This window comes from Flavobacterium sp. (assembly GCF_041392005.1).
In the GTDB taxonomy this organism is placed as follows: Bacteria; Bacteroidota; Bacteroidia; order Flavobacteriales; family Flavobacteriaceae; genus Flavobacterium.
Map to the genome: position 1 here is coordinate 1 of NZ_JAWKMX010000030.1, position 16,644 is coordinate 16,644.

The 16,644-nt window shown below is 31.1% G+C and carries 22 protein-coding genes and 1 other RNA gene; 9 read left to right on the forward strand and 14 right to left on the reverse strand.

The annotated features are described in order from the left end of the window. Both R2808_RS10495 and R2808_RS10500 read left to right on the forward strand, forming a co-directional pair. Window positions 1–1,216: efflux RND transporter periplasmic adaptor subunit (locus tag R2808_RS10495; RefSeq protein WP_371270961.1), on the forward strand; the 1,216-nt coding region annotated here is incomplete at its 5' end. A gap of 32 nt (window positions 1,217–1,248) precedes the next feature. Further along, entirely contained in the window at window positions 1,249–1,689 is a 441-nt protein-coding gene (locus R2808_RS10500) for a heavy-metal-associated domain-containing protein (protein ID WP_221258483.1), read from the forward strand. Window positions 1,690–1,775: 86 nt separating this feature from the next. Here the strand turns inward: R2808_RS10500 and ssrA are convergent. Continuing rightward, window positions 1,776–2,172: a transfer-messenger RNA gene (gene ssrA / locus R2808_RS10505) on the reverse strand. A gap of 173 nt (window positions 2,173–2,345) precedes the next feature. Between ssrA and R2808_RS10510 the strand changes: the two genes are divergently transcribed. Continuing rightward, window positions 2,346–3,548 (forward strand): NAD(P)-dependent oxidoreductase, encoded by a 1,203-nt coding sequence (locus R2808_RS10510; protein WP_371270962.1) that lies wholly within the window; start codon window positions 2,346–2,348, stop codon window positions 3,546–3,548. Window positions 3,549–3,629: 81 nt separating this feature from the next. Here the strand turns inward: R2808_RS10510 and creD are convergent, their stop codons facing one another. The 9 genes from creD to R2808_RS10555 all read right to left on the reverse strand — a co-directional run bounded on the left by creD (window position 3,630) and on the right by R2808_RS10555 (window position 9,576). Further along, window positions 3,630–4,991, reverse strand: a complete 1,362-nt coding sequence (creD, locus tag R2808_RS10515; RefSeq protein WP_371270963.1) for a cell envelope integrity protein CreD — start codon at window positions 4,989–4,991, stop codon at window positions 3,630–3,632. Window positions 4,992–4,994: 3 nt separating this feature from the next. After that, entirely contained in the window at window positions 4,995–5,318 is a 324-nt protein-coding gene (locus R2808_RS10520; protein ID WP_371270964.1) for a hypothetical protein, read from the reverse strand. 42 nt (window positions 5,319–5,360) lie between these two features. Beyond that, window positions 5,361–5,657: a winged helix-turn-helix domain-containing protein gene (locus tag R2808_RS10525; protein ID WP_371270965.1), complete on the reverse strand. Its 297-nt coding sequence runs from the start codon at window positions 5,655–5,657 to the stop codon at window positions 5,361–5,363. Between the two features lie 5 nt (window positions 5,658–5,662). Beyond that, on the reverse strand, window positions 5,663–5,881 hold the full coding sequence (locus tag R2808_RS10530; protein ID WP_371270966.1) for a hypothetical protein: 219 nt from the start codon (window positions 5,879–5,881) through the stop codon (window positions 5,663–5,665). A gap of 119 nt (window positions 5,882–6,000) precedes the next feature. Further along, the gene (locus R2808_RS10535) at window positions 6,001–6,618 is read right to left on the reverse strand and encodes a hypothetical protein (protein WP_371270968.1); all 618 of its coding nucleotides are present in this window, start codon (window positions 6,616–6,618) and stop codon (window positions 6,001–6,003) included. Window positions 6,619–6,927: 309 nt separating this feature from the next. Next, on the reverse strand, window positions 6,928–7,773 hold the full coding sequence (locus tag R2808_RS10540; protein ID WP_371270969.1) for a hypothetical protein: 846 nt from the start codon (window positions 7,771–7,773) through the stop codon (window positions 6,928–6,930). Window positions 7,774–7,789: 16 nt separating this feature from the next. Continuing rightward, a complete protein-coding gene (kdsA, locus tag R2808_RS10545) occupies window positions 7,790–8,608 on the reverse strand; it encodes a 3-deoxy-8-phosphooctulonate synthase (RefSeq protein ID WP_371270971.1) in 819 nt (272 codons plus the stop codon). 55 nt (window positions 8,609–8,663) lie between these two features. Further along, the gene (locus R2808_RS10550; RefSeq protein WP_371270973.1) at window positions 8,664–9,113 is read right to left on the reverse strand and encodes a 2-dehydro-3-deoxyphosphooctonate aldolase; all 450 of its coding nucleotides are present in this window, start codon (window positions 9,111–9,113) and stop codon (window positions 8,664–8,666) included. A gap of 1 nt (window position 9,114) precedes the next feature. Beyond that, window positions 9,115–9,576 carry a DUF4199 domain-containing protein gene (locus R2808_RS10555; RefSeq protein ID WP_371270974.1) on the reverse strand — a complete coding sequence of 154 codons (462 nt, stop codon included), beginning with the start codon at window positions 9,574–9,576 and terminating at the stop codon, window positions 9,115–9,117. An 88-nt stretch (window positions 9,577–9,664) separates the two neighbouring features. Here R2808_RS10555 and R2808_RS10560 point away from each other — a divergent pair, with 88 nt between their 5' ends. Both R2808_RS10560 and R2808_RS10565 read left to right on the forward strand, forming a co-directional pair. Further along, entirely contained in the window at window positions 9,665–10,222 is a 558-nt protein-coding gene (locus tag R2808_RS10560) for a YeeE/YedE family protein (RefSeq protein ID WP_371270975.1), read from the forward strand. 4 nt (window positions 10,223–10,226) lie between these two features. Then, window positions 10,227–10,640, forward strand: coding sequence for a DUF6691 family protein (locus R2808_RS10565; protein ID WP_371270976.1), 414 nt, complete (start codon window positions 10,227–10,229; stop codon window positions 10,638–10,640). 54 nt (window positions 10,641–10,694) lie between these two features. On the opposite strand, the gene R2808_RS10570 is transcribed toward R2808_RS10565, so the two are convergent. From R2808_RS10570 to R2808_RS10580, 3 genes are read right to left on the reverse strand one after another with little or no spacing between them, the layout of a single operon-like run. Then, window positions 10,695–11,264 carry a YceI family protein gene (locus tag R2808_RS10570; RefSeq protein ID WP_371270977.1) on the reverse strand — a complete coding sequence of 190 codons (570 nt, stop codon included), beginning with the start codon at window positions 11,262–11,264 and terminating at the stop codon, window positions 10,695–10,697. Between the two features lie 12 nt (window positions 11,265–11,276). Further along, window positions 11,277–11,909, reverse strand: a complete 633-nt coding sequence (locus tag R2808_RS10575) for an NAD(P)H-dependent oxidoreductase (protein ID WP_371270978.1) — start codon at window positions 11,907–11,909, stop codon at window positions 11,277–11,279. 2 nt (window positions 11,910–11,911) lie between these two features. Further along, window positions 11,912–12,367, reverse strand: coding sequence for a MarR family winged helix-turn-helix transcriptional regulator (locus R2808_RS10580; RefSeq protein ID WP_371270979.1), 456 nt, complete (start codon window positions 12,365–12,367; stop codon window positions 11,912–11,914). 133 nt (window positions 12,368–12,500) lie between these two features. On the opposite strand from R2808_RS10580, the gene R2808_RS10585 reads away from it, so the two are divergent. Continuing rightward, window positions 12,501–12,806 carry a rhodanese-like domain-containing protein gene (locus R2808_RS10585; RefSeq protein WP_371270980.1) on the forward strand — a complete coding sequence of 102 codons (306 nt, stop codon included), beginning with the start codon at window positions 12,501–12,503 and terminating at the stop codon, window positions 12,804–12,806. A 3-nt stretch (window positions 12,807–12,809) separates the two neighbouring features. On the opposite strand, the gene R2808_RS10590 is transcribed toward R2808_RS10585, so the two are convergent. After that, on the reverse strand, window positions 12,810–13,496 hold the full coding sequence (locus R2808_RS10590; protein WP_371270981.1) for a Crp/Fnr family transcriptional regulator: 687 nt from the start codon (window positions 13,494–13,496) through the stop codon (window positions 12,810–12,812). 106 nt (window positions 13,497–13,602) lie between these two features. Between R2808_RS10590 and R2808_RS10595 the strand changes: the two genes are divergently transcribed. From R2808_RS10595 to R2808_RS10605, 3 genes are all read left to right on the forward strand, one after another. After that, entirely contained in the window at window positions 13,603–16,002 is a 2,400-nt protein-coding gene (locus R2808_RS10595) for a heavy metal translocating P-type ATPase metal-binding domain-containing protein (RefSeq protein ID WP_371270982.1), read from the forward strand. Window positions 16,003–16,071: 69 nt separating this feature from the next. Beyond that, on the forward strand, window positions 16,072–16,236 hold the full coding sequence (ccoS, locus tag R2808_RS10600) for a cbb3-type cytochrome oxidase assembly protein CcoS (protein WP_371270983.1): 165 nt from the start codon (window positions 16,072–16,074) through the stop codon (window positions 16,234–16,236). A 33-nt stretch (window positions 16,237–16,269) separates the two neighbouring features. Beyond that, window positions 16,270–16,644: cbb3-type cytochrome c oxidase subunit I (locus R2808_RS10605; protein ID WP_371270984.1), on the forward strand; the 375-nt coding region annotated here is incomplete at its 3' end.

A 16,644-nucleotide genomic window follows, 5' to 3' on the forward strand; every position in this document is an offset into this window, starting at 1 on the left:
TAAATTAAAGCTTTGGAAATTGTCTGAAACTCAAATCAACCAAATTGAATCATCTGGCAAAGTCATTGAAAATTTCCCCGTGTATGCTACGGTTTCTGGTACTGTTACCGAAAAATTAGTGGAACAAGGCGATTATATTAAGCAAGGTCAGCCTTTGTTGAAAATTGCTAATCTCAATACGGTTTGGGCAAATTTTGATGTGTATGAAAATCAGATTGAACAATTCAAGAAAGGTCAAGAAGTTAATATAATAACCAATGCGTATCCTAATAGAGAATTTAAAGGTAAAGTAGATTTTATAGACCCTATTTTAAATACTAAAACTAGAACTGTTAAATTAAGAGTTGTTTTAAATAATAAGGAAGCTATTTTTAAACCTGGTATGTTTGTTACTGCAAAAGTAAAAGCTACCAATTCTATTTCAAAAGAAGTATTAACAATTCCTTCTTCAGCTGTTTTATGGACAGGAGAACGTTCAGTTGTATATCTAAAAACAAATCAAAATGAGCCAGTATTTGAAATGAAAGAAGTTACTTTAGGAAATAAAACAGGAGAATTTTATGAAGTTTTAGGAGGATTATCTTCCGGGAACGAAATAGTCACTAATGGAACATTTACAGTTGATGCAGCAGCACAATTAAAAGGTAAAAAAAGTATGATGAATAAGCAAGGTGGCAAATCAATGACAGGTCACGAAGGACATTTAGGGATGGATAAGAATTTATCAAATACAGCAAATGAAAATACAAATATGAATGAACGCTTAAAAGTTTCGGAGAAATTTCAAGAGCAATTAAAGGAAGTTTACAATGATTATATCAATTTAAAGGATGCTTTAGTAAAAGAAAACTCAAAAGACGGTTCACAAAATGCATCATCTTTACTATCAAATTTAAGTAAGGTAGATATGAAATTGCTTAAAGAAGAAGTACATAATCATTGGATGACTATTGAAACTGAAATTAAATCTTCTGCAACTTCCATAGCTAGTTCAAAAAACATTAAAACGCAAAGAAATCACTTTAAACATTTATCTTCACATTTCATAAATGCGATTCAACTTTTTGGTATCAATGAAAAGGTATATGTAGAATTTTGCCCTATGGCAGATAATAATAAAGGAGCGTATTGGTTAAGTCAAGAAGAAAAAATTCGAAATCCATATTTTGGTGATGCAATGCTGAAGTGTGGTGAAGTTAAACAAACAATAGAATAAATAAATACATATAATAATTAAATTTTTAAACAATGAAAAAGGTAATTTTAAGTGTAGCTATAATAGTAGCTATGGGGGTAATTAGTTGTAAAAATGAAACTAAAAAAGTTGAAGACACTACAACAACAGAAGTATCAAATGAAATTGCAATGACAGATTTGTCTTTTGGAGTAAGAGGGAACTGTGGTATGTGTAAAGAAACAATTGAAGAAGCGGTTAATAGTGTTGATGGTGTTTCAGCTGCTAATTGGGATAAAGATAAGAAGAAAATTGATGTTTCATTTGATAGTTCAAAAACTAATGAAATGGCAATACACAATGCAATTGCAGCTTCAGGGTATGATACAGAAAAAGTTGCGGGTAATGAAGAAGCATATAATAATTTACCAGGTTGTTGTCAATACGACCACGAAATGATGATGAATCAATCAGGTGAAATGAAATCAGAAGATCATTCAAATCATAATCACTAAAATGATGAAATATAAAATTTAAATTGTCAGCAAAACTGTCAGTTGAAAATAAAAAACCCTGTAAAAACAATGTATTACAGGGTTTTTTGTGGAGTCGGAGAGAATCGAACTCTCGTCCAAACAAGCAATCGAAGAGCTTTCTACACGCTTAGTTTTCTCTTAAATTTTCGACTAAAAGCTAGACTGAAAACCGTCACTTTTAGCTTAGCTTTACACTTTCGAGGTGGATTTAAAGCATTACCAACTCTAGGTTTACTTTTACGGTTCCCCTAAACCAAACGCCATAAACCAAGGCTTTTGAGGAGAATCTAGCTTTCCTACCTTGTAGGAACTAGGCAAATCTTACTATAATTCAGATTAAGCAGCTAAAGCGTAATTATTTTCGCCGTTTAAAAGTCGTATAGCAGATATTTACGAGCTTACCATACACAGCTCGACGTGCTTACTAATCAATTCCACTCGCTGTCAAAACCAGTCGACCCCATTTTCAGTTTTCAAAATTCAAAATTCAAAATTCAAAATTCAAAATTCAAAATTCAAAATTCAAAATTCAAAATGAATGCCAAAAGTACTACTTTTTTATTCAATTTAAAAAAAGATTGCAAGTTGAATGTGCTAATGTTATATTTGTATGCAAACTAAATTAGAAAAGTTAAATGAAATTTGGAATAATAAAAGAACGCAAAAATCCACCCGATAGAAGAGTAGTATTTTCGCCAGAAGAATTAAAACAAGCACAAATACAGTTTCCAGAAGCAGTTTTTAAAGTAGAATCGTCAAATATTCGTGTATTTCCAGACGAACAATACACCGAAAAAGGTTTTGAAGTTACTACAGAAATGGAAGATTGCGATGTACTTATTGGTGTAAAAGAAGTGCCGATTGATGCTTTAATTTCAAATAAAAAATATTTCTTTTTTTCGCACACCATAAAAAAGCAACCGTATAATAGAAAGTTACTTCAAGCAATTCTTGAAAAGAACATCGAAATGTACGATCATGAAACATTGGTCGATGAAAACAAGCATCGTTTAATAGGTTTTGGTCGTTATGCAGGAATTGTTGGTGCTTACAACGGAATTCGTGCCTTTGGTTTAAAATACGAATTATTCAATATTCCAAAAGCCGAAACCTTACCCGACCAAAAAGCGTTGATTGAACGCTTGCGAAAAAATCGTTTGCCAAACATAAAAATAGTTTTAACAGGAAGCGGAAAAGTAGCTTACGGTGCAAAAGAAATGCTCGATGCAATGAAAATTAAACAAGTTTCGGTAGCAGATTATTTGTCGAAAAGTTATGATGAGCCTGTTTACACTTTTATCGATGTACTCGATTATAACAAGCGAAAAGACGGACAAGTTTTAGATAAATACGATTTTTACAACAATCCGCAAGAATATGAATCGGATTTTGAAAAGTTTAGTAATGTTTCCGATATTTTTATTGCAGGACATTTTTATGGCGATGGTGCACCTGTAATTTTAACACAACAAATGATGCGTTCGCCAAAATGTAAACTAAAAGTGGTAGCCGATGTTTCGTGCGATATTGATGGTCCAATTGCTTGTACCATTCGTCCTAGTACAATTGCCGACCCAATTTATGGTTACTTACCAAGCGAACACAAAGAAGTGCCTTACACGCACCCAGCTGCTATTGTAGTTATGGCGGTAGATAATTTACCGTGCGAATTGCCAAAAGATGCTAGCGAAGGTTTTGGAAAAGTATTTTTAGAAAAAATTATTCCTGCTTTTTACAATAATGATAAAGATGGTATTTTGCAACGTGCAAAAATTACCGAAAATGGAAAATTAACACCTCGTTTTGCCTATTTGCAAAATTATGTAGATGGGAAATAGATAAAATAGACTGTAAAAAATAAAGGTTGTTTGAAAAACTATTGTCAAACAACCTTTTTATTAGTAATTAGTTTTCTAATTTTAATTTGTACTCCAATCTATTTTTCTAGAAAAGTACATTACCGCACCTAAAATTAAGAATAAACCAATGCTACCTACTAATAGCGCATAATCTTCTAACTGAATAATTACAAATATAAAACTATAAAGTAAAGCTAAAGCAGCGGTTATAAAAAAGGAAATCTTTTTGTTTTTTAATATAGAAATCGAGTAGAGTAGTAGCATTACAATAACTGCTGATGCTGCAATTATATAAGCGAAGCTAAACGACGAATGTTCGGTTATCGAAATTAATAGCGTGTAAAACATTACGAGTGCCAAGCCAATCATAGTATATTGAAAAATGTGAATGTTTATTTTGCTGATGGTTTGTATTAAAAAGAAAATTAAAAAGGTTAACCCAATTACCAAAAATCCATATTTTGATGCTCGTTCGTTTTGTTGGTATTGATCGGCGGTTTCAATTAAACGAACACCATACGAATACTGTTGAAGATTGGGTAATTTTTCGGTGTATTGCTGGGCAAATGGTCGGTTTACGTTAATAACTTTCCAATCGGCGTGAAAATCGTTTGCTGTTATTTTCTTTGTAGTATCGTTTGGCGCAAAATAACCTATAAAAGATGGCGAATTCCAAATGGCATCAATAGCTGTAGTTGTTGTTTTTCCTAAAGGAATAAATTCAATACTTTCGCTTCCGTTGTAATCGATAGTGAAGTTAAAATTGTTTTTATTTTCATTTGATAACGAAAAAGTAGTACTTTCAAGTGTATCGAAATGCGAATCGTTTTCGTTATTGGTTTCTAGCGTTAATTGTTGGTTGTTAAAGTTAACCACTAATTCACTTTTTATACTTTTTAAATTGGTTGTTTTTACAATAATTGAGGCTTTATTCCACAAAATATTTTCGGGTTTTATGCCTAATTTTTCAAAATCGAGCTTTTCAAAATTTCCCGAAGTCGCAATTTTACTTTTAAAAACAATCGCTTTGTAAATGCCATATTTCAGTTTGTCAACCTTATCAACTTTTGTTGAATAATTTAATTCGGTAGGAAAAAAATAAGCATTTTCCTCATAAGTTTGCACCTGAATAGTGGTTTGTTTGGTTTTTTCGTTAATTACTTCAGTTTCAACAGTGGTTTTGTAAGGAATTTTAAGAATTGGCCCCATTAGCATTACGTTTTCGCCCCAAGTACTGGCAATTTGTTGAGTAGCTTCTACTTTTCTAGTAGAACGTTCTGTAATTAAATCTTGTACTAAATTTAGTGGAATAAGAAGTACAAGTGTTAAAATTCCTACCATAATTAATTTGGCAGTTGTGGTTTGAAAAAAGGAAAATTTTCCTTGATTTTTTTCATTCTGATTTTGAATTTGATTTTCCATAGTTTAAAAATTATTTAATGATGTATAATGAGAAATTACGAGATAAACATATACAATAGCAATGGGAATATTAGCAAGCATAATACCTGCTTGAATGATATAATACCTACTGTTTTGCGTTACGGTAATTATTTTACTGATGATATACAGAAACGTTACACCGTTTATAATGCCCATAACAACAATGTAAACAATTCCTGTAATTAAAATTTCATCTTGATTAGGAAAACAGAAATTGAGCAACAATAAAAATGTTCCTAAAGCCCAACTTACTATTGCAAGTTTTGATGAAAAGGGTAGTTGGTTAAATTTTTTTAAGTCAGTCATAAAGTACTTTGTTTTTCAAAGTTTAAATATAAAAAAATAGTATTATTGTCCGGAAATTAATTTTTCGAGTGCATCTATATGTTCTTGAAAGGCTTTTTTTCCTTCTTTGGTTGCAATATATTTTGTGTTGGGTTTTCGTCCAATAAATTGTTTTTCAATGGTAATATAATTTTCGTTTTCCAATGCTTTGGCATGGCTAGCCAAGTTGCCATCGGTTACGCCTAAAATTTCTTTTAACGAAGTAAAATCGGCACTTTCGTTTACCATCAAAACCGACATAATGCCTAAACGTACACGATGATCGAAAACTTTATTTATATTTTGAATAATGTTTTTCAAAAATGTTATTTATTATTAATTGCTTTATGAATTATTGTAATTATTATTGAAAGTATCAAGCAAACAGGAAAGCCGTATAGAATAAATAAATTTCCACCAGCATCTGATATATATTCCATTTGCAATGATTTTAATTCAGTATTCATTTCATTTGAATTAAAAAATCCATCATTATTTAAATCAAATTGTTTCATTTTGTTTTCAACTCTATATTGGTCAATCATAAAAAATAATACTGGTATTAAATATAATATTATAGAATTTATAATTGTTATAACTGAATATTTAAGTTTTCTATTTCTTAAAAAGTTAATATCAAAATATAGTACGATGGCTAATAGTATTAACATTTATATTTTCTTTCGTATTTAAAATACATCATAGCACCATAAATTATATGACAAACTCCAAAACCAATTACCCAAAACCAAATGCCATAACCCGAAAATTCAACAGCAACTAAACCTAAAATAATTTCGGTTATGCCTAAATAGCGAATATCGCGAACCGTGTATTTACTAGCACTATAACAAGCTAAACCATAAAAGAGTAGGGTAACAGGAGCTATTAATCCGTAGTAACCATTGCGCAATAGCAACAAACTAAATATACCACCAGCAACAAGCGGTATGGCAAAGTTTACTAACAAACGCTTCGATGTGTTGTTCCACATATTTTCGTTGTTCTTTTTGGCTTTTTTAGCCGAAAGTAAATAAGCGGTAAAAACAGAAGTAAATAGTACTACAAAGGCAGTTGCCAGAATTTTTTTAAAGGTTATACTCTCTAGCGTTATGTATTGATACTGATGCAAATTAATTAAATAATTAGCGTAAATGGCACCAATTATGGCATAAACACCAGCTAAAATACCTGAAAGTCCGCTTAAAGAAAGAAATTGCGAAGAACGGCTCATCATTTCTTTAATTTCTTTAATGTCGTTTAAATAATTTTTCTCTTCCATTTTAAAGTACTTTGAAAAACAAAGTTAAATTATATTTTCAATTGAGCAAAAAAAAACGAGAAAATATTTTCTCGTTTTTAATTTTTTATAATTTCATATTATACCCATATTGCATTTATAAGCTAAAAGTTATTAAGCGACGTCACTTCGAGTAATTTTTCGTAGTAAAGCGAAGAAAAATTTTATCGAGAAGTATTAAATTGTAAGTTATCGATACATTTCTTAGATAAATTTGCATAAAATTTATCCAAGAAATACTTGAACTGAAGAAATAAACAAATAAAATTTTCTAAATGCACTACGGGTATATTATAATCTAAAAATTCCACCAAAGGCAATCATACGTTGTAAGAACCAAAAATCTTGCGAAGCTTTGTCGGCACTGGTGTTTGTTGTTCTTATATCGTTCATGTTAATATAGCCACCTTTTAGCTCGAGTTGAACAAAAAAGTATTTAAAAAACGTAAGATTTAATCCCGCTTTTGCAGATAAACCATACCCTGAAATATGAAAATCGTCGTGGCGAGGTTTTCCTAGTAAAGTAGCATTAGTTTTTGGGTACAAAACGCCTCCGCCTATGCCTTCGGTAATATTAACTTGAAATGTATCGGTATTTTTTATACCAAAAATAGAAGAAATATCATCCATACGCGCTACATCAACATTAATGTAATTTAAACCGTCTGTATGTTCAAAAAGTAAAAAATCTTCATCTAAAGTTAGTTCATCGGCTGTTGGATTTTCGTTATAAGTACCAGGATTAGGATAATATCCAGTATAATTTACACGTCTATCGTTATACATTACATACTTCATATGCTCGTAACCTAATGAAATGTTGTAATGGTCTGTAATAAAATAACCCATTCTAAAATTCGTTTGCGGAATAGTAACCCGACTCGGGTTTAAATAATCGATATGCCAACCTTTTGGTTTGTCGTGAGCCGATACATTTTGCAGTGTAAAATCGTAATTTTCTCCTTGAAAGCGAATGTCGGATTTTGAAAAAGAGTCGCGATTTCCTCCCCAATAAACAAAAAACTTACCTTTATTGTGTGCGGTGTATTTTTCAGGATTTTCAACTGTTTCTTGCGAAAAGGTGTACTGTGAAAAAATACAAAAAGATAGTACAACCATTAAAAATGATTGCTTCATTGGTAATTAAAAAATATTAAAATTGATTGATTGTGCTACGAATAGCCGTTAGTTTTTTTAACAAATTCTCTAAATAGTCTAAATGTAACATATTAGCTCCATCGCTTTTCGCATTAGCAGGATCAAAGTGTGTTTCTATAAAAATTCCATCAACGCCTACGGCAATTCCGGCTTTAGCAATAGTTTCAATCATATCTGGTCGTCCGCCAGTTACACCGTGCGTTTGATTGGGTTGTTGTAACGAATGCGTAACATCTAGAACGGTAGTTCCGTATTGTTTCATTGTAGGAATACCTCTAAAATCTACAATCATATCTTGGTAGCCAAACATGGTGCCTCTATCGGTTAGCATAAAATTTTCATTACCGCAATCCATTACTTTTTGTGCGGCGTGTTTCATGCTTTCTGGGCTCATAAATTGTCCTTTTTTAAGGTTAACCGTTTTTCCTGTATTGGCAGCAGCTACAACTAAATCGGTTTGGCGTACTAAAAATGCCGGAATTTGTAATATATCTACATATTCGGCAGCCATAGCGGCATCTTCATTAGTATGAATATCGGTTACTGTTGGAACGCCAAATTCTTTAGAAACTTTTTGTAAAATTTTTAATGCTTTTTCATCGCCAATTCCTGTAAAGCTATCAATACGACTACGGTTTGCTTTTTTAAAAGAGCCTTTAAAAACATAAGGAATTTTTAAAGCATCGGTTATGGCAACTACTTTTTCGGCAATGCGCATTGCCATTTCTTCGCCTTCAATAGCACAAGGTCCGGCTAAAAGAAAAAAATTGTTGCTATTAGTATGCTTTATTTGTGGTATATTTTGTAAATTCATAATTCAAAAATTTGAAAGTGCAAAGATACAATAAAGTATCTAAATTTAAGTCGTATTAGTTGCTTTTAGGTTGAATTGAAAATCCTTTCGGACACATTATTTTTCCTTTTTCGTAAATATTGAAGTATAATTTTTTTGAAGGTAAATTTTCAAACTGTACTTCATAAATTGTTAATGTTCCTGCACCCATACTATTATTTTTTGTAGGAAACGGGCAACACGTTTCTACTTTTGTAAAAGCGGTTATTTTTTCGCCATTTTTCGCAGCAAGTGCATTAAAAAAATAAGTAATATAGGTTTCTTCTTGGCGTTCTAAAATTAAGCCAATATTAATAGGGTAATCGGCATCGTAGCCATATTTAGTATCAGTAGCGTATTCGGTTAACACGAATGTGTTGTTGCTAATTTTTGGTCTTACAGCGTTGTTGTCTATGTTTTGAATGGTCGATTTTGTGCTAATACAACCAACCAATAAAAAAGAAACGAATAATGATAAATAGCGCATTTTATTTTGTTTTTATAAAGTAACTAATACAAGCAGTAAACACTACTCCAAACGATAATTTGTCGAAAATATTGTTTTTTATAAAAGTAGGTAAGTTATAATTATACTCGGCAAATTCTTTGTTTTTACTCAACGAAATAGCTGTTTCAAAATAATGCGGTGAAACATAAGTAAAAATTACATAAACAATAAATGTAGTTGTAACAGTTGCTAATAACGAAAGGATAAGCCCACTAGCGAAACTTTCTTTCCAACTAATTTGGTTGTTAAAAACGACTTCTTTTTTATTTTTTAAAGCAAAAAAATACAGTATTAATAAAATAAAGGCAAAAATTAAATTAAATAAAGGTTCTTGCAATGCTTTTTGCGAATGGAAACCTAAATATTTTTCAATTAATAGCCATAAAAAATAAGTTATTGCAAAAATTAAACTCCATTTTACTTCAATTTTATACTTTTCCATTTTTCTATATTTTTGCCAAAGATACTACACTTTATAAAAGAAAAGAAATAGCGTGTAAATACTTATATTTGTAACTTAAATTTTTAATATGGATTTTGTTTTTGATACTTGGCATTGGTCAATTTCTGGTTTTTTAATTGGTTGTTGTATGCTTTTGCTTATATATTTTGGAAAAACCTTTGGTATGTCGTCTAATCTTAGAACAGTTTGTTCCATTTTTGGTGCGGGTAAAAAAATAGATTTTTTTAAGTTCGATTGGCGCGAACAAAAATGGAACTTAGCGGTTGTAGTAGGCGCTATGCTAGGCGGTTATTTTGCTACACATTTTTTAAGTTCAGGTTCAATTTTAGAATTAAATCCTAAAACAATTTCACTTTTAAACGAATTAAATATTGATATTCCTAACGGAAAACTAGTTCCCGATGCACTTTTTAGCTGGGAAGCAGTTTTGACAGTAAAAGGATTTTTAGTATTGTTTTTAGGCGGAATGCTTATTGGTTTTGGAACGCCTTACGCTGGCGGTTGTACTTCGGGACACGCTATAACAGGATTGAGCAATTTGCAACTTCCATCGTTAATTGCTGTAATTGGTTTTTTTATTGGCGGATTAGTAGCCGTTCATTACATTATTCCTTTAATTTTTTAACAGTATGAAATTAGTACGATTTATTATTGTAGGATTTATTTTCGGAATTGTTTTAACCAAAGCCGAAGCTGTTTCGTGGTACAGAATTTTTGAAATGTTTCATTTTCAGTCTTTCCATATGTATGGTGTTATTTTTACGGCAATTGTAACAGGGGTAGTTGGCATTCGTTTTATAAAAAAGAAAGAAGTAAAAGATTATAAAGGAAAGCCTATTGAAATTATGGATAAAGAAAAAGCCAAGTTTCGGTATATTACAGGAGGTGTTATGTTCGGTATAGGCTGGGGAATTGTAGGCGCTTGCCCTGGACCAATATTTATATTGTTAGGTTCTGGTATTGCTACTGTAGGTATAGTACTTTTAGGTGCTTTGGTTGGTAATTTTATTTATGGAGTTCTACGCGACAAACTTCCTCATTAATAAAAAAGTCCAAAAAAATAGTTTTTTGGACTTTTAATTTTTATAAATATTTTTTTAAAAAACTAAATTTATATCTAATTCAAAATCGTCGTAAATAGCTTTATCGCCTAGATTTTCAAAAAATGAACCCGATTTGTATTTAATATCGAATTTAGTTCTATCGATAGTTAATTTTGTAGTTGCTGTATTTTTTCCAATAACAATATCGAAAGAAACAGGATTCGTAATATCTTTAATTGTTAAATCGGCATAAATGGTGTAAACATTATTTCCTTTATCGGCAATTTTCTTAAACTGTAAAGTAGCTGTTGGATACTTTTCAACACCAAAAAAATCATCAGCTTTTAAATGATTGTTTAGTTTTTGTGCCCATTCTCCTTGTAAGTCGGTAGTATTTATAGTGGTCATATCTACGATAAATTTTCCACCTACAAGTGCTTCATCTTTAAATACTAAATTTCCTTCTTTTAGGTTTACAGTACCATTATGTTGCCCTGTAACTTTTTTTCCTACCCAATTAATTGAACTTTTTTCAATATTAATTTTTTTTGCCGTTTGTGCCTGTGTTGTAAATGCTACAAGTGCAAATGCAGCAAGCGCTAAAGTTTTAAAATTTTTAAGCATAGTTATATAGTTTTAAATGGTTACAAATAATTCTTCGGTCGATTTTCTTACTTTTTTTAAATGTTGGTTTGCATCATCTTCGTGTCTATATCCTACAGGGATAATTAACGAAGCATTAAGGTTTAATTGATTTAAACCCAGTATTTCGTTTACTTTTTCGGGTTCAAAACCTTCCATAGGTGTAGCGTCAATTTTTAATTCAGCAGCAGCATTTAATAAATTTCCTAATGCAATATAGGTTTGTTTAGAAGTCCAATTCGATTGCGCTTCTGCAGAAAGTTCCATAATTTTCGATTTCATAAAATCGGAATATCCTTTTAAAGTTTCTACATCAATACCACGTGTTTTAGCTGTGTTTTCAATATGAAATTCAATGTCTTTTTCATTTACTTTGGTATAATTAGCTATAACAAATAAGTGCGAAGCATCTACTATTTGTTTTTGTCCCCAGCAAACAGCTACTAATTTATCTCTAGTTTCTTTGTCATCAACAATAAAAACTTTGTAAAGTTGAAGTCCATAAGACGATGCGCTTAAACGAATAGCTTCTTTTAAAATTTCTAAATCGGTAGTACTTATCTTTTTCGTAGCATCAAATTTTTTTGTAGCATAACGCCAATTTTGATTTTCAATAAAATTACTCATATTTATTCGGTTCTTAATTTTTCTAATAATATATTTAAGGTTTCTAATTCTTTTTCGGTTAATTTTTCAGAAAATGTTTGCAAATGGTTATCAACCATCGGGTCTAGTTTTGTTAGAACACTTAAGCCTTTTTCTGTAATGGTAATTTCCATTTTTCTTCTGTTTTTTGGGCAAATTTTTCGCACAACCATTTCTTTATCTATTAACTTATCGATAAGGCGAGTGGTATTACTGTTTTTTGTAAGCATACGTTCTTGAATAGAACTCATATTTATAGGCTTACCTTTCTGACCTCTTAAAATACGAAGTACGTTAAATTGCTCGTCAGATAAATCAAATGGTTTTAAAATTTCTTGGAAATGCTCTACCAATATATTTCTTGTAAAAAGTAAGTTCAACTTTACTTTTTTTGCAAGCGAATACGGATGCGTGCTTTTTACTTCGTCTTCTATATTCATATTATTGTTGCTACAATATTTGTACATACAAATATATAAAATTAAACAACGTTGTATATACAAGTGTTATTAATTTTTTGTTAATTTTTTTTATATAGAAAGATTGCGTTTATTTTTGCTAAAAAAATAGAAGATGAATTTAACCCAACAACAATGGTGGAGTCAGTTTTTAACTGATGAAAACGGAATTATTCTAGATGTTCGCACAGAAGAGGAAGTAAACAATGGTAAAATACCTAACGCCATAAATATTGATATTTATAAAGGACAAGGTTTTATTTACAAGCTGGAAGAATTAGATAAAACCAAAAATTATTACGTGTATTGCGCAGCAGGCGGACGAAGTGCTAACGCTTGCAATATTATGAAAGAACTAGGTTTTAAAAATGCTTATAATTTAATAGGTGGTTTTACAGAGTGGGACGGGCCACAAGAATAACATTTAATTAGCAGCTAATCGCTTTAATTGTACTTTATCTTTTAAAGCGATTTTTTTACCCAAAAGTTCAATAACTCCATTTTTATTAAATTCAGAAAGCAAGCGAATACAACTTTCGGTTGCGGTTCCTATCATTCCGGCTAATTCTTCTCTAGAAAGTTGAATACGCAAGGTATTGTCTTTCTCATTTATACCAAATTCTTCTTCTAAATACAATAAGGTTTCGGCAAGTCGTTCTTTTACTGTTTTTTGAGCCATAGAAACCGTTTGATCGTCTGATTCTTTTAAATCGACACAAATCGATTTCATTACTTCAAACGAAAACTGATTGTTTGTAGTAAAAAAGTGCATTACTTCACTTTTTGGAAGAAAGCAAACTTCCATATCTTCTAGCGCAATGGCGGTTAAATTAGCAGGTTCTTCGCTAATCATAGAACGTTGGCCTAATAATTCGCCCGATTTTACTAGTTTAACAATTTGATCTTTTCCGTTTGCACTAAGCTTGCTTAATTTGCAAACACCTTCGCGAATGCAAAAAATTCCGTTTAAGGTTTCGCCTTCGTCAAAAATATTAGCGCCTTTTTTAATAGTATAAGATGTTTTGCATTTTGCAACTCGTAAAAGTTCATCTTTAGTAAGTGCTTTAAGAGAACTTAGTTGCCTAACAATACATTGCTCACAGTTGCCCATTTTTATTAAGAGTATTTCGTTACAAAGATAATTAAAGTATGATAAATATCATATTAAATTGTATAAACAAATTACGATATTTGTACAAGGTAAAATGAGCAAAAATATGGAATCAAAAAATTGTTTCCATTGTGGTAACGAAATAGAAAAAAACAGCGAAGTTATTTTCGATGATAAATTGTTTTGCTGTTTGGGCTGTAAAACGGTTTACGAAATTTTTAGCCAAAACGATTTAGGTTGTTATTACGATTTTCAAGCGGCACCAGGTGCTACACCACAAGATATACAAGGAAAGTACGATTATTTAGACAATCAAGATATTACTTCAAAATTACTAGAATTTCATGAAGCATCAACTAGCATTGTTACGTTGTATATTCCGCATATTCATTGCAGTTCCTGTATTTGGATTTTAGAAAACCTTCAAAAGTTACAAAAAGGCATTATTGCTTCGCAAGTAAATTTTCCTAAAAAAACAGTTCGCATTACATTTCATAATAAAGAAGTTTCGTTAAAAGATTTAGTTTATTTACTAAGTTCTATTGGCTACGAACCTTATATTAGTTTAGAAAATTACGAAAGGAAAAAAGATACTGTAAACCGAGGTTTAATTTATAAAATAGGAATTGCTTTTTTTTGTTTTGGTAACATTATGTTGCTTTCATTTCCCGAATATTTTGAAGTAGATGAGTTTTGGATTTTACAATACAAACATTTTTTTCGTTGGTTAATGTTTGGGTTATCCTTGCCAGCGGTTTTTTATTCGGCAAGCGATTATTACAAATCGGCTTATAAAAGTATCAAATCGGGCGTTTTAAATATCGATATTCCCATAGCATTAGGAATTATCGTAATGTTCATTCGCAGTACCTACGATATTATTTTCGATTTAGGTTCGGGCTTTTTCGATAGCTTAACAGGCTTAATTTTCTTTATGTTATTAGGAAAATTATTTCAACAGAAAACCTATAGTTTTTTATCGTTTGAACGCGATTATAAATCGTATTTTCCTATAGCTGTAACCCGATTATTGCAAAATGGAAAAGAGGAACAAGTTCAGGTTTATGATATTGAAAAAGGCGATCGTTTATTAATTAGAAACCAAGAGTTAATTCCTGTTGATGGTATTTTAATTTCGCCCCAAACGGCCATTGATTATAGTTTTGTAACAGGCGAAGAAGTGCCAATTGAAAAAAAATCGGGCGATAAACTTTTTGCAGGAGGAAAACAATTAGGCAACAGCGTTGAAATTGAAGTGTTGTTTTCGGTTTCACAAAGTTATTTAACACAATTGTGGAGTAACGATGTTTTTCAAAAGAAAATGGAACAAAAACATAAAACGATAACCGATAAAGTTAGTCAGTATTTTACACCCATTCTGTTAACTATAGCTTTTTTAGCTTTAATTATTTGGTTGTTTATCGATAAAACCGAAGCCTTAAATGTGTTTACCGCTGTTTTAATAGTAGCTTGCCCGTGTGCACTTGCCTTAACAGCTCCGTTTACTTTAGGAAATGTTCTACGCATTATGGGTAAGCAAAAAATGTATTTAAAAAATACTCAAGTTATCGAGCAAATGGCAGCTGTTGATACTATTATTTTTGATAAAACCGGAACTATTACAACAAATAAAAAAACGGCTATAATTTACGACGGAAATGTATTAACCGAAAACGAAATTACGTTGCTAAAAAACACACTTCGAGGTTCTAATCATCCGTTAAGCCGAAGACTGTACGAGTTTTTACCTGAAACGTTAAAGTTAAATCCTGTAAATTATACGGAAACTACAGGAAAAGGAGTAGAGGCAACTTTTGAAAATGGACGAGTAAAATTAGGTTCTTCGCAGTTTGTAGAAACTTTTAGCGAAACATCGCATAAAAAAACTAAAGTTCATATTGAGATTAATGGCGTTTACAAAGGAAATTATGTGTTTAGCAATCAGTACAGAGAAGGATTAAGCGAATTGTTTGAAAAATTATCAAAAAAATACCAGTTAAAAGTGCTTTCGGGCGATAACGAAGGCGAACGTAAAATATTAGAAAAACTTTTGCCATTGGCTACCGAATTGGTTTTTAACCAAAAACCAGAAGATAAGTTACGTTTTATTGAAAGTCTTCAAAAGAAAGGTAGTAATGTAATGATGGTAGGCGACGGATTAAACGATGCTGGTGCATTAGCACAAAGCAATGTAGGAATTGCTATTTCGGAAAATGTAAATGTATTTTCGCCAGCCTGCGACGGAATTATCGATGCAAGTCAGTTTGTAAAAATTAGCTACTATTTGAAATATTCTAAAAATGCTATGAAAATAATTTATATGAGTTTTGGTTTATCATTATTATACAATGTGGTAGGTTTATCTTTTGCGTTAACGGGTAAATTATCGCCATTAGTAGCAGCTATTATAATGCCGTTAAGTTCTATAACAGTGGTTAGTTTTGTAACTATTATGAGTAACTTATACGCCAAACAGAAAAAAAGAATTAACTTTAACAAAATTTAACAAGTATGACAATTGTCATATTTTAGCATTAGTAGTAGTGCTACTTTTGTTATAGTAAATTATAAAGGTATGAGTGTAATTTATATATTAATATCCGTAAGTATTTTTGTAGCGATAGCTTTTTTAATTGCTTTTATTAAAGCAGTTAAAAGTGGTCAGTATGACGATGATTATACACCGTCGGTAAGAATGCTTTTTGATGATGAATTAAAAAAAGAAAACCCTAACAAATAATTTTAATAAAAACGAACAAAAATTAACTAAATTATGGAGAAGCAACAGTTTTATTATGACAACAAAATTGTAAGAAACTTCTTGTATGCCTCAATAACATTTGGAGTTGTCGGAATGTTAGTTGGGCTTATTGTAGCCTTCTTATACTTATTTCCAAATTTAACCGATGGAATTCCGTGGTTAAGTTATGGTCGATTACGTCCATTGCATACCAATGCCGTAATTTTTGCCTTTGTGGGTAATGCTGTTTTTGCAGGCGCATACTACTCGATGCAGCGTCTTTTAAAAGCAAGAATGTATAGCGATTTTTTGAGTAAATTCAACTTTTGGGGTTGGCAATTAATTATTGTAGGAGCAGCTATAACATTGCCTTTAGGTATTACATCGTCTAAAGAATATGCCGAGTTA

Excerpts from the sequence above, each read along its gene's own strand:
- R2808_RS10500 (WP_221258483.1), top strand. The coding sequence starts at position 1,249 with ATGAAAAAGGTAATTTTAAGTGTAGCTATAATAGTAGCTATGGGGGTA.
- R2808_RS10510 (WP_371270962.1), top strand. The coding sequence starts at position 2,346 with ATGAAATTTGGAATAATAAAAGAACGCAAAAATCCACCCGATAGAAGA.
- creD (WP_371270963.1), bottom strand. The coding sequence starts at position 4,991 with ATGGAAAATCAAATTCAAAATCAGAATGAAAAAAATCAAGGAAAATTT.
- R2808_RS10520 (WP_371270964.1), bottom strand. The coding sequence starts at position 5,318 with ATGACTGACTTAAAAAAATTTAACCAACTACCCTTTTCATCAAAACTT.
- R2808_RS10530 (WP_371270966.1), bottom strand. The coding sequence starts at position 5,881 with ATGATTGACCAATATAGAGTTGAAAACAAAATGAAACAATTTGATTTA.
- R2808_RS10535 (WP_371270968.1), bottom strand. The coding sequence starts at position 6,618 with ATGGAAGAGAAAAATTATTTAAACGACATTAAAGAAATTAAAGAAATG.
- R2808_RS10540 (WP_371270969.1), bottom strand. The coding sequence starts at position 7,773 with ATGAAGCAATCATTTTTAATGGTTGTACTATCTTTTTGTATTTTTTCA.
- kdsA (WP_371270971.1), bottom strand. The coding sequence starts at position 8,608 with ATGAATTTACAAAATATACCACAAATAAAGCATACTAATAGCAACAAT.
- R2808_RS10550 (WP_371270973.1), bottom strand. The coding sequence starts at position 9,113 with ATGCGCTATTTATCATTATTCGTTTCTTTTTTATTGGTTGGTTGTATT.
- R2808_RS10555 (WP_371270974.1), bottom strand. The coding sequence starts at position 9,576 with ATGGAAAAGTATAAAATTGAAGTAAAATGGAGTTTAATTTTTGCAATA.
- R2808_RS10560 (WP_371270975.1), top strand. The coding sequence starts at position 9,665 with ATGGATTTTGTTTTTGATACTTGGCATTGGTCAATTTCTGGTTTTTTA.
- R2808_RS10565 (WP_371270976.1), top strand. The coding sequence starts at position 10,227 with ATGAAATTAGTACGATTTATTATTGTAGGATTTATTTTCGGAATTGTT.
- R2808_RS10570 (WP_371270977.1), bottom strand. The coding sequence starts at position 11,264 with ATGCTTAAAAATTTTAAAACTTTAGCGCTTGCTGCATTTGCACTTGTA.
- R2808_RS10575 (WP_371270978.1), bottom strand. The coding sequence starts at position 11,909 with ATGAGTAATTTTATTGAAAATCAAAATTGGCGTTATGCTACAAAAAAA.
- R2808_RS10580 (WP_371270979.1), bottom strand. The coding sequence starts at position 12,367 with ATGAATATAGAAGACGAAGTAAAAAGCACGCATCCGTATTCGCTTGCA.
- R2808_RS10585 (WP_371270980.1), top strand. The coding sequence starts at position 12,501 with ATGAATTTAACCCAACAACAATGGTGGAGTCAGTTTTTAACTGATGAA.
- R2808_RS10590 (WP_371270981.1), bottom strand. The coding sequence starts at position 13,496 with ATGGGCAACTGTGAGCAATGTATTGTTAGGCAACTAAGTTCTCTTAAA.
- R2808_RS10595 (WP_371270982.1), top strand. The coding sequence starts at position 13,603 with ATGGAATCAAAAAATTGTTTCCATTGTGGTAACGAAATAGAAAAAAAC.
- ccoS (WP_371270983.1), top strand. The coding sequence starts at position 16,072 with ATGAGTGTAATTTATATATTAATATCCGTAAGTATTTTTGTAGCGATA.